The organism is Serratia proteamaculans, assembly GCF_946227095.1.
Taxonomy (GTDB): domain Bacteria; phylum Pseudomonadota; class Gammaproteobacteria; order Enterobacterales; family Enterobacteriaceae; genus Serratia; species Serratia proteamaculans_E.
The window spans coordinates 35,709-47,092 of the sequence record NZ_CAMISV010000012.1 but is presented as its reverse complement, the minus strand read 5'-3'; the positions used below and the strand labels follow the sequence as shown (position 1 = coordinate 47,092).

The 11,384-nt window shown below is 57.9% G+C and carries 10 protein-coding genes; 3 read left to right on the top strand and 7 right to left on the bottom strand.

Features of this window, described 5'->3' with window-relative positions:
* Nucleotides 1-31: 31 nt before the first annotated feature.
* Genes bcsA through bcsR form a run of 3 tightly spaced genes read right to left on the bottom strand, consistent with a single transcriptional unit; the run spans nt 32 to nt 3,564 of the window.
* Nucleotides 32-2,635 carry a UDP-forming cellulose synthase catalytic subunit gene (bcsA, locus tag OC597_RS20810; protein ID WP_262210410.1) on the bottom strand — a complete coding sequence of 868 codons (2,604 nt, stop codon included), beginning with the start codon at nt 2,633-2,635 and terminating at the stop codon, nt 32-34.
* On the bottom strand, nt 2,632-3,369 hold the full coding sequence (bcsQ, locus tag OC597_RS20805) for a cellulose biosynthesis protein BcsQ (protein ID WP_261259746.1): 738 nt from the start codon (nt 3,367-3,369) through the stop codon (nt 2,632-2,634). Before bcsQ ends, bcsA begins: the two co-directional genes overlap by 4 nt.
* A 3-nt stretch (nt 3,370-3,372) precedes the next feature.
* Complete coding sequence (gene bcsR, locus OC597_RS20800; RefSeq protein WP_261111194.1) at nt 3,373-3,564, bottom strand: cellulose biosynthesis protein BcsR; 192 nt, start codon at nt 3,562-3,564, stop codon at nt 3,373-3,375.
* A gap of 198 nt (nt 3,565-3,762) precedes the next feature.
* Between bcsR and bcsE the strand changes: the two genes are divergently transcribed.
* From bcsE to bcsG, 3 genes are read left to right on the top strand one after another with little or no spacing between them, the layout of a single operon-like run.
* Nucleotides 3,763-5,328: a cellulose biosynthesis protein BcsE gene (bcsE, locus tag OC597_RS20795; RefSeq protein WP_262210336.1), complete on the top strand. Its 1,566-nt coding sequence runs from the start codon at nt 3,763-3,765 to the stop codon at nt 5,326-5,328.
* Entirely contained in the window at nt 5,315-5,518 is a 204-nt protein-coding gene (gene bcsF / locus OC597_RS20790) for a cellulose biosynthesis protein BcsF (protein ID WP_261259750.1), read from the top strand. Before bcsE ends, bcsF begins: the two co-directional genes overlap by 14 nt.
* Nucleotides 5,515-7,167 carry a cellulose biosynthesis protein BcsG gene (gene bcsG, locus OC597_RS20785; protein ID WP_262210335.1) on the top strand — a complete coding sequence of 551 codons (1,653 nt, stop codon included), beginning with the start codon at nt 5,515-5,517 and terminating at the stop codon, nt 7,165-7,167. Before bcsF ends, bcsG begins: the two co-directional genes overlap by 4 nt.
* Nucleotides 7,168-7,450: 283 nt before the next feature.
* On the opposite strand, the gene dppF is transcribed toward bcsG, so the two are convergent.
* Genes dppF through dppB form a run of 4 tightly spaced genes read right to left on the bottom strand, consistent with a single transcriptional unit; the run spans nt 7,451 to nt 11,366 of the window.
* The gene (dppF, locus tag OC597_RS20780; protein WP_099062207.1) at nt 7,451-8,440 is read right to left on the bottom strand and encodes a dipeptide ABC transporter ATP-binding subunit DppF; all 990 of its coding nucleotides are present in this window, start codon (nt 8,438-8,440) and stop codon (nt 7,451-7,453) included.
* Nucleotides 8,437-9,417: a dipeptide ABC transporter ATP-binding protein gene (dppD, locus tag OC597_RS20775; RefSeq protein WP_262210334.1), complete on the bottom strand. Its 981-nt coding sequence runs from the start codon at nt 9,415-9,417 to the stop codon at nt 8,437-8,439. Before dppD ends, dppF begins: the two co-directional genes overlap by 4 nt.
* Before the next feature lie 15 nt (nt 9,418-9,432).
* Nucleotides 9,433-10,335: a dipeptide ABC transporter permease DppC gene (gene dppC, locus OC597_RS20770; protein WP_261259762.1), complete on the bottom strand. Its 903-nt coding sequence runs from the start codon at nt 10,333-10,335 to the stop codon at nt 9,433-9,435.
* An 11-nt stretch (nt 10,336-10,346) separates the two neighbouring features.
* Entirely contained in the window at nt 10,347-11,366 is a 1,020-nt protein-coding gene (gene dppB / locus OC597_RS20765; RefSeq protein ID WP_085115746.1) for a dipeptide ABC transporter permease DppB, read from the bottom strand.
* Nucleotides 11,367-11,384 lie beyond the last annotated feature (18 nt).

Genomic DNA, 11,384 nt, shown 5'->3' with positions numbered 1-11,384 from the left:
TGGGGGCCAGGCGAGTAAGCGGGCGGTTTGCCTATACCACTGTCTCTTTTTGGCTGAAGGCCGGAGCCCTGCCGACGCCATGCGGGATAAATGACACTATCCATCCAATGAACCTCGTGGTTCCGACCAGCAGGCGGCGCACCATAGGCGGTGCGTAATCCGCCATACGTATATAACCCCGGAAGCCCAGCGCCAGAACGTCTCGCAGGCTTTCGATCGGTTTATCTTCAGGGAACCCGTCCTGCCACAACGCCCAGGTATCGGCACGGGCAAAGGTGCACTGAATAAAATCAATATGCTCACGGGTGCTGAGGCCGACCAGGCGGATCCCCACCTTGCTGCCAAAGGCCCGCGTCACCACGCACGGGAAGCTGTATTCCTGCTGACCACGTTTGAGCAACAGCGACACCTTGTCACCGTCTTTCAACGCATCCGCTACGCGCATCTCAATCCCCACCCCACCGTCGGAGTAATCACGCAACGTGCAGGGGAACAGATGCCCGTCGGCGCGAGCGATCGCCGCTGGCATGGCAATCTCCACGCGATGCGCCTGGCGAACCTGCTTGGCCTCTACCGCCACCGCCACCGCGCCACCGAGGATGGTCATGTTGTACAACACCCATACCAGGCTGATGACGACCGTCATGACTTCATCCGCCGGGCCGTAGCCCAGCCGCCAGACGCCGAAGACCAATCCGGCCAGATTCAAGATCACCAGGAACATATAGGGCCGGGTAATCACCCAATCGACATGCTCCTCTTCCACCAAGCCGCCTTTGGCAGTCACGTTGAATTTGCCTTTGTGCGGATTGAACAACGCCACCGTGGTCGGCCGGGCGATGTACCAGGCCAGCACCGTCTCGTAGATCTCGCTCCAGAAAGAGTGGCGGTATTTACCCTGGATGCGTGAATTGGTCAGGCTGGCGTGGATCATATGCGGCAGCACATACAGCGCGATCGCCAGTGCCGGAGCAAAGATGATATAGGCGTGCAGCAGCAGGAAGGCCAACGGCGCGGTGAGGAAGATCAGCCGCGGAATACCGGACAGGAAATGCAGCATGGCGTTGGCGTAACACAGCCGCTGCGCCAGCTTCAACCCCTTGCCGAACAGCGGGTTATCCAGCCGGAAGATCTGCACCATGCCGCGTGCCCAGCGAATACGCTGGCCAATGTGCGCCGACAGGCTTTCGGTCGCCAGCCCCGCGGCCTGTGGGATACGAATATAGGCCGAGGTGTGGCCGCGACGGTGTAAACGCAGTGAGGTGTGGGCATCTTCGGTGACGGTTTCCACCGCAATACCGCCAATTTCATCCAGCGCGCTGCGGCGCAGAATGGCGCAGGAGCCGCAGAAAAAGGTCGCGTCCCACATGTCGTTACCGTCCTGCACCAACCCATAGAACAGCGTGCCTTCGTTCGGTGTCTGACGAAAACGCCCGAGGTTGCGTTCAAACGGATCCGGCGAGAAGAAATGATGCGGCGTCTGCAGCATCGCCAGCTTTTTGTCTTTGAAGAACCAGCCCATGGTCAGTTGCAGGAAGGAACGCGTCGGCACGTGGTCGCAGTCGAAAATCGCCACAAACTCGCCGGTCGCCTGTTTTAGCGCGTTATTGATGTTACCGGCCTTGGCGTGCTCATGGGTTGGCCTGGCGATATATTTCACCCCCACCTCTTCGGCGAAGGCCTTGAATTCAGGTCGGTTGCCGTCGTCGAGGATGTAAATGGCCACCTTCTCTTTCGGCCAGTCGATACCCAACGCGGCGTAGATGGTGGGTTTCACCACCCCGAGGTCTTCATTGTAGGTGGGCACCAGCAGATCAATGGTTGGCCAGGTCGCGCTGTCGGCAGGCATCGGTACCGGTTGGCGGTTAAGCGGCCAGACGGTCTGGAAATAGCCCAGCACCAGCACCACCCAGGCATAGGTTTCCGCCACCAGCAGCAGCAGGCCGCAGGTCAGGCTGAGCGGGTCGTCCCAGTTCAGCGTGGCGGTATAGCGCCACCATAAATAGCGGCAGGAGACGGTCAGCGACAGCACGATCAACATCAGCGCCGGCAGACGGCCCGGCACCCGACGCACCACCATCGCGATGCCCCACAGCAACAGCACAAACACAAACTGCGCCGGCAGGTCGAACGGTTGCGAAATACACAGGATCGCCAGGATCGCCGCCAGGACACCGACAATAATAAACAGTACGCGACGCAGGCGCCGGTTCATCCGGCTCAGACGCGCCACCGAACGCTGCTCCAGCCCAGCGCTTTCCAACCGCTGTGGCACCGTTTTCAGCCAGTTTGCATAGCGCAATTGCAGGCGCTGCCAGCCGGCGAAATGATGGCGGTCCAGCGGTTCACGGTCGGTCCGGAACACCAACAGCCACACCCCCTGTACCAGATAGCGCAGCGCATCTGCCGGGCGTGGGCGACTAAACGACAAATGCGGGAACCAATAGGCGCGACCGGCTCGCAGCCGTTGCCAGCCCGGGGATTCAAAGCGCAGGAAAATCCAGCCCAACGCCACCAGCAGCGTGGTGAAAAAGGCGGTAAATGCCGATGAGCCATGGCGACGGTAGGCGCGATAACGCGTCTGCACCGCCTGTTGGACCGGCGGTACCAGCAGCAGGCTCATCACCCGGCTCATGGTGCCGTATCCTTCAGGTTGATCAAACACCAGTTGGCCAGCGTCAGCACTTCATCCGCCGCCAGGCTTTCTGGCCGGTATTCGCCCAGGGGTTGCTTCACCGCCAATGCTTCGGCCATCGCCTCATCGCGATGGATAGCGACCGGCAATAACCCGCCCAGCGTTTGCAACCACAGCTGATGCAAATCCTGCTGGAGTTGGCTGGCGGCGAAGTAGTGATTAATCAGAAAACGGCAGCCTTCCGGCAACGCCTGTTGATGCAGCCGCACCTGGCAATTGGCATCCGGCGCGATCAGCATAAATACACAATCCGCCAGCGGCAGCGCCTGTTGGGCCAGCGCCTCGTCATCCGCAGGCAGATCCAGCAGGATCCAGTTGTATTGGGCACTGGCGCTTAGCTGTGCCAGATTATCCTGCCAGCGGGTAGGATGTTGCCGACAATGCTGTTGTAAATTTAACCGTTCCGGCGCAGTGAGTCGGCCAAAAGGCAGAAAGTCGAGGTTTTCGCAGTAGCGCATCGCACCCTGCTGCCAATTGCCGCCGTCCTGCTCTGCCCGGGCCCAGCCGCGCGCCAGCTCAAACGGCGTATTAAAATGCAGGCGCAGCAGGTTATCCGGCGCGAAATCAATCGCCAGCACCGACTCGCCCAATTGCTGTAATGCCCACGCCAGCGCCGCGGTGACCGACGTCGCGCCCATTCCGCCTCGCAAACCCTGCAGCGCAATCACCGGCATAAATTAGTGACTCCCCGTGGTCTGCACCAGTTCGGCCAGCAGCGGCCAGCGCGTCATCATCTGGGTTAAACGCTCCTGACGCGAAATATCGATATAACTTAATTTTGGTAAAGAAAAGGCGTGGCTGAGGGCCAGTAAATCATCCTGTGTTTCTGGCGGTACTACTGCATGAAAGCGCGTTAATTGATTATTCATTCTGCCGCCTTTAAAAATAGGCTAATGTTAATTAACTATAGCAACGTAATAAAAAGACATGGCCAATAAGATGATTCCTAAGAGATATTATTACACAGAATGTAAGATTTGTTATTATTGATCCCAATGATAGTATGACTGAATAGCAAGACTCAGTTGGCCGCGACGACACTTTCAACGAAAGTAGAAACATAACCTATGGCGCAATCTTTCTCATTAGGTATTCGGCAGATTTGGGAAGAACTGTCTGTCATGCAGGCTCCGGGCCTGTATTGGGTGAATATCGACCGTCAAACCGATGCTAACCTGCTCTGCCAACAAACTTTAGCTGCCCAGGCCGCAACCAGCCAGGTCGCTTTGATTTGCAGCGGAGAAAAACCCGATCGGCTGCTGGCTGAGCTTGCCTCCCCTGCCCTGAAAAAAATTCCGCTGTATCAGTTACCGGAAAAAAAAGCTGCGCTGACGCATTTCAGCGACGACCTGATGCGCGCCTTAAAACCGCAAAACCGCTTGTTAATCCTGTTAGCCCACGCCAGCCTGTGGCAAACCTTCACCAGTGAAGAACTTCGTGACTGGACCCGCGCTACCGGTGCCTGGTTGCGCCGACAAGGCTGCACGCTGCTGATCCTCAGCCACGGCGGCGGGGTCAACAAGCTCAAGGGACAGCTCAGCGCCCAACACCGGATCCTTAACGGCCTGTCCAGCCTGCAATGGCAGCAGGACAGCGCCCAGTACCTGGTCAACTGGTGGAGCACCGAAAACGGCATCAACGCCAACCAACTGCTGACGCTGTATGCCGGTGAGCACGGCTGGCAGGGTGACGATGACAACAAACCCTCCCCAACCGCTATCCGCAGCGACGAAGGGCTCTATCTGGCCCAGCAGAGCATTCTGGAGGGCGCACCCCCGCTGTCGGCCAACTGGCAACTGCTGGAAAGCAATGCGCTACTGGCGCAGCATGGCATGCTGACACTTTCGGCAACGTTGATTTTTGCGCTGTATCAGAGTGACGAAATCGATGCACTGGCCCACCAAATTCACAGCCTGCGCCGCCAGCGCGGCAACGGGCTGAAAATCGTCGTGCGCGAGATGAGCGCCAGCCTGCGTTACAGTGACGAACGCCTGCTGCTGGCCTGCGGCGCCAACCTGATTGTGCCGCACGTGGCACCGCTGTCGCGCTTTCTGACCATGCTTGAGGGCATCCAGGGGCAACGCTTCTCACGCCACGTTCCGGCAGATATCGATGCCCTGCTGGCCGGACTGCGGCCGTTGCAACTGAAGGGCTATATGCGCCCGGAGGATTTCAGCCAGGCGGTCATTTCGCTGATGGGTAACACACTGCTGCCGGAAGACGGCAAAGGCGTGATGGTCGCACTGCGCCCGGCCCCAGGACTGCGTGCCGAACAGGCGATGACCCTGTGTTTTTTGCGCCGCTTCGGCGACGTGATGACCGTGGTGCAAGGCCGGCTGGTGCTGTTCCTCTCTACCTGCCGGATTAACGATCTGGATACCGCCCTGAAATTTATCTTCCGCCTGCCGGTGGGCGAAGCTTTCAGTAATCGGGTGGTGTGGCACCAGGACGTGGACATTATTTCAGAAATCAAACGGCTGGCGCACAACGCCCCGGTTCCGTTGGTGGCCGCAACCGCCCCGGCGACGCCACGCCAGACCGCCGCCGAGGCCGACAGCCCGCCGGAGCGCCGTCAGCCGGTGGCCTTCACGCTAACCACCGCGACACAGGAGAACAAGCATGTTGAATCTTAACGATATTGTGCAGTTGATTATCCTGTGTGCAATTATTTTCATTCCACTGGGGTATGCCTTTCACCGGCGTTTCCCGTACTGGCGTCAATACTGGCAAAACCTGTTGTTATCACCGCGCTATTTAAAATCCGTCGGGTTATGGGTACGCGAAGGTTCTTCATCTCAGATCAAACGTAAGAAGCAGCCATGAAGCCAACAAACACCCCGCAATCCGATAACTCCCTGTGGCGCTACTGGCGTGGGCTGGGCGGCTGGAACTACTACTTCCTGGCCAAGTTTGCCCTGCTGTGGTTCGGTTACCTGAACTTCCACGCGCTGCCAAACCTGGTGTTCATGGCGTTTCTGTTGATGCCGATACCGGCACTGCGCGTGCACCGTTGGCGCCATTACGTGGCGATCCCGATAGGTATCGCGCTGTTCTATCACGACACCTGGCTGCCCGGCATCAACAGCATTATGAGTCAGGGATCGCAACTGACCGGCTTCAGTGCCCAGTATCTGCTGGAGCTGACCAACCGCTTTATCAACTGGCAAATGATCGGCGCCGCCTTTGTGATGCTGATTGCCTATCTGTTTTTAGCCCAGTGGGTGCGGGTGACGGTCTTCACCGTCGCTGCGCTGGTGTGGCTGAATCTGGTCAATATTGCCGGTCCGGCGGTGTCACTGCTGCCGGCCAGCACCACTACCTCCACCAGCAGCACGCCGGCAACGACAACCCCGGCGGCTGGCGGTGATAGCGCCCCGGCGGACAGCGCGCCGCCCACCAGCGCCAACCTGACGGCCTATCTGAACCAGTTCTACGATAAGGAAAAATCCCGCGCCACCGCCTTCCCGGCCAGTCTGCCTGCCGATGCTCAGCCGTTCGACCTGCTGGTGATCAATATCTGTTCGCTGGCCTGGGCTGACATGGATGCGGTGAAACTGGAAAACCACCCGCTGTGGTCGAAGATGGACATTATGTTCGACAACTTCAACTCGGCGACCGCCTACAGCGGCCCGGCAGCAATCCGTTTGCTGCGTGCCAGTTGCGGCCAGCCCTCGCACCACGACCTGTATCAACCGGTGAACCAGCAGTGCTATCTGTTTGATAATCTGGCCAAGCTGGGCTTCAAAGAACAGCTGATGCTGGATCACTCCGGCGTGTTCGGCAACTTCCTGAAAGAGCTGCGCGAACAGGGTGATATGCAGGCACCCCTGATGTCTCAGGCCGGTATCGGCAATGAGCTGGCGTCGTTTGACGGCGAGCCGATATACAACGATCTGGAACTGCTCACCCGCTGGTTGAGCCAGCAGCAGAAGGGCGGTGATACCCGCAGCGCCACCTTCTTCAATATCATTCCGCTGCACGACGGTAACCGTTTTGTCGGTTCGAACAAGAGTGCAGACTATCAGCCGCGGGCGCAGAAGCTGTTCGACCAGTTGAATACCTTCCTTGATCAACTGGAGAAGTCCGGGCGCAAGGTGATGGTGGTGATTGTGCCGGAGCACGGCGCAGCCCTGGTGGGTGACAAAATGCAGATGTCCGGCCTGCGGGATATCCCAAGCCCGAACATTACCCATACCCCGGTGGGCATCAAATTGGTGGGCATGAAAGCGCCCCATCAGGGCAGCCCGCTGCAGATTAAGACACCGAGCAGTTATCTGGCGCTGTCCGATCTGGTCTCGCGCCTGGTCGACGGCAAGGCGTTCACCGCACCGAGCGTAGACTGGCAGGCATTGACGCAGAACCTGCCGCAGACGGCGGTCATTTCAGAGAATGACAACGCCATCGTGATGCAATATCAAGGCAAGCCCTACATCCGGTTGAACGGCGGTGATTGGGTGCCTTACCCACAGTAAACGCGGCTAAGAAAATACCCTTTAATACTCGGCACGCCTTCGGGCGTGCTTTTTTATTGGCAGTATTAGTCGCTCAGGTGAAACTTCGATGATGCGTTATTAATTATCATGCGAAGATTCCGAATCTAGATAATTATCCGTAAGGATTGCGTTAAGAGAAATAAGAGTAATTAATACAAATTAATTTTTTACTGAATAATCTAATTGATTCATCCACAAGTTAAATCAAAAAAAATGCCGGCGTAAATGCCGGCATTGATATTAATAGTCATTGATAACAAAGTTATGCCGCAGGATTTTCATCCTGATCGACCGCAAAGCAAGCCACCATCTGGTCGCCGTATTGTTTCAACTGAGGCTGCAACTGGGTGCATGGCCCAAAAGCACGACGGCAGCGGGCATTGAATGCACAGCCCGGCGGCGGGTTCATCGGGCTCGGCAGCTCGCCGGTCAGCTTGATACGTTCACGGCGCATATCCGGATTCAGACGCGGCGTCGCGGACAACAGCGCCTGGGTATACGGATGACGCGGATTGTTGAAAATCGCGTCTTTACTGCCCTTCTCCACGCAGCGGCCGAGGTACATCACCATCACTTCGTCGGCGATATGCTCCACCACTGACAAATCGTGCGAGATGAACACATAGGACAGCCCCAGATCCTGCTGCAGATCCATCATCAGATTCAGTACCTGCGCCCGCACCGAGACATCGAGGGCGGAGACCGGTTCATCGGCAATCACCACGTCCGGGTTGAGCATCAGGCCACGGGCGATAGCGATACGCTGGCGTTGACCGCCGGAAAACATGTGCGGATAGCGATCGTAATGTTCGGTTTTCAGGCCGACTTTGGCCATCATCTCCAACGCTTTCTCACGACGCTGTGCACTGTTCAACCCGGTATTGATCTGCAGCGGCTCCTCGAGGATCTGCCCGACCTTTTTACGTGGGTTGAGCGATCCGTAAGGATTCTGGAACACAATCTGGATCTTCTGACGCCGCAGCTTCTCAGCGGTGACGTCCGGCTTCAGCAAATCTTGCCCCTGGTAGTACAACTCACCGCCGGTCGGCACTTCAATCATTGTCAGCAGACGGCCCAGCGTCGACTTGCCGCAGCCGGACTCGCCCACCACCGCCAGCGTTTTGCCACGCTCGAGGGTGAAAGAGACGCCATCCAGTGCTTTAACCAGCCGTTCCGGGGCAAAGATGCCCTTCTTGACCGGGTAGTGTTTCTTCAGGTCAATCGCCTGCAATAAGGGTTGATTCTGGCTCATACGGTTGGCCTCCCCGCATCATCCAGCGGTGTATGACATTTAACCTGGCGGCCGGGAATAGTGCGTAATTCCGGCTCTTCAGTACGGCAGCGCTCATTGGCGTACGGACAACGTGGGTTGAGCAAACAACCGCTTGGGCGGTCATATTTGCCCGGCACCACGCCCGGCAGCGAGGCCAGGCGCGCCTTGTCGGCAGCGAATTCGGGCAGCGCACGCAGCAACGCCTGAGTATAGGGGTGACGTGGCGCCCGGAAGATTTCCGATGCCTTGCCGGACTCCACCACCTGGCCGGCATACATCACGATGATGTGATGCGCCGCCTCGGACACCAGCGCCAAATCGTGGGTGATCAGCAGCAGCGCCATATTTTCCCGCTGCTGTAACTCCAGCAGCAGTTCGATAATTTGCGCCTGGATGGTCACGTCGAGCGCAGTGGTCGGCTCATCGGCAATCAGCAGCTTTGGCCGACAGGCAATTGCCATGGCGATCATCACGCGTTGGCTCATACCACCGGAAAGCTGGTGCGGATATACGTCCAGCCGCGAGGCCGGATCGGGGATGCCTACCTGCGTCAGCAGATCGATAGCCCGCTGACGACGGGTACGGCGGTTGCCGCCCTGATGCACCTTCAGCGCTTCCATAATCTGGAAACCGACGGTGTAACACGGGTTCAGGCTGGTCATCGGATCCTGGAAGATCATCGCCACTTCCGAGCCCACCAGTTGGCGGCGCTCTTTTTCGGAAATTTTGCGCAGATCCTGGCCGTTAAACACCAGCTTGTCGGCCATCACCTTACCGGGGAAGTCGATCAGGCCCATGATCGCCAACGAGCTGACGGATTTGCCGGAGCCGGATTCACCGACGATACCGACTACCTGGCCCTGCTCCACGCTGTAACTGATACGGTCTACCGCGCGGAAAGGGGTGCCTTCGTCACCGAAATGCACCGAAAGCTTGTCTACATTTAATAACGCCATCTCTCTCGTCCTCTGTTACTGCTTGAGTTTGGGGTCGAGAGCATCACGCAAGCCGTCCCCCATCAGGTTAAATGCCAGCACCGTCAGCAGGATCGCCACACCGGGGAAGGTCACTACCCACCAGGCGCTTTGTGCGAACTGCAACACGTCGGAGAGCATGGTGCCCCACTCCGGCGTAGGCGGCTGTGCACCCATACCCAGGAAGCCGAGAGCGGCCATATCCAGGATAGCGTTAGAGAAGCCAAGAGAAGCTTGGACGATCAGCGGTGCCAGGCAGTTTGGCAGGATGTTGATAAACATTTGGCGCATCGCACCGGCCCCCGCCACGCGTGAAGCGGTGACGTAGTCGCGGTTCACTTCCACCAGGACTGCCGCACGGGTCAGACGCACGTAGTGCGGCAAGGCAACGAAGGTTAGCGCCAGGGAAGCATTGACGATCGATGGACCGAAAATCGCCACCAATACCAACGCCAGCAACAGGCTTGGTAACGCCAGCATGATGTCGACGATACGCATGATGATCGCATCCACCACACCGCCGAAGTAACCGGCCAGCAGGCCCAGTACCACGCCCATGATCAGCGACAGCACCACCACCAGACAGCCGACCAACAGCGACAGCCGTGCACCGTACATCAGGCGCGACAGGACATCGCGGCCAACGTCATCGGTACCCAACAGGTATTGCCAACTGCCGCCTTCCTGCCAGACCGGCGGCCTGAGCAAAGCGTCGCGGAACTGATCCGCCGGTGCATGCGGTGCCAGCACCCCGGCCCCGATGGCAATCACAAACATCAAAACGATATACGCCAGGCCAACAACGGCCCCTTTATTGCGCTTGAAATAGTGCCAGAACTCCTGGAATGGGCTCATTGGCTTCGGCGCACCTTTAACTACAGACTCAGTGATTTGAGACATTAGAGCGCCCCTTATTTCTTGTGGCGAATACGCGGGTTGACCACGCCGTAGAGCACGTCTACCAGCAGGTTAACCAGAATAATCATACAGGCGACCAGCAACACGCCGCCCTGAACAACCGGATAGTCGCGACGTTGCAGCGCGTCCATCAGCCAGCGCCCCAGGCCCGGCCAGGAGAAGATGGTTTCGGTCAGGATCGCACCGGCCAGCATGGTGCCGACCTGCAGGCCGATCACCGTGACGACCGGCAGCAAAGCGTTACGCAACGCATGCACCACAATCACCCGCATGCGGCTCACGCCCTTGGCGCGCGCAGTACGGATGTAATCTTCGCCCAGCACTTCCAGCATCGAGGAGCGTGTCATACGCACGATCACCGCCAGCGGGATGGTACCCAGCACGATGGCTGGCAGGATCATGTGCATCACGGCGTCAATAAAGTCGCCCGGTTCACCCCAGATCAGGGTGTCGATCAGCATAAAGCCGGTCAGCGGCAGGCTATCGTCAAGGAATACCGTGTCACTGACCCGCCCCGATACCGGCGTCAGATTGAGCTGCACCGAGACCAGCATGATCAGCATCATGCCCCACCAGAAAATCGGCATCGAATAGCCGGTCAGAGAGATGCCGACCGCGGTATGATCGAAGACTGAGCCTCGCCTGACCGCCGCCAACACCCCAACCGGAATGCCCACCAGCACGGCGAAAATCATCGCGCAGAGGCCCAGTTCCAGGGTCGCCTTGAAGCGGGGAACAAACTCTTCCCACACGGAGATACGGCTTTTAAGGGAGGTACCCAGATCGCCATGTAACACGTTGGATACGTAAGTGAAATATTGTTGATAGAGCGGTTTATCCAGCCCCATTTCCGCCATCAGGTGTGCATGGCGTTCTGCGGAGATCCCGCGTTCCCCGGCCATGATGGTCACCGGGTCACCGGGGATCATATGGACGAATGCAAAAGTCAGCAAAGTAATGCCGATAAACGTTGGGATAACTAACCCCAAACGTCGGAGTATGAACTGCAACATATCCCGAACTCTCTGTAT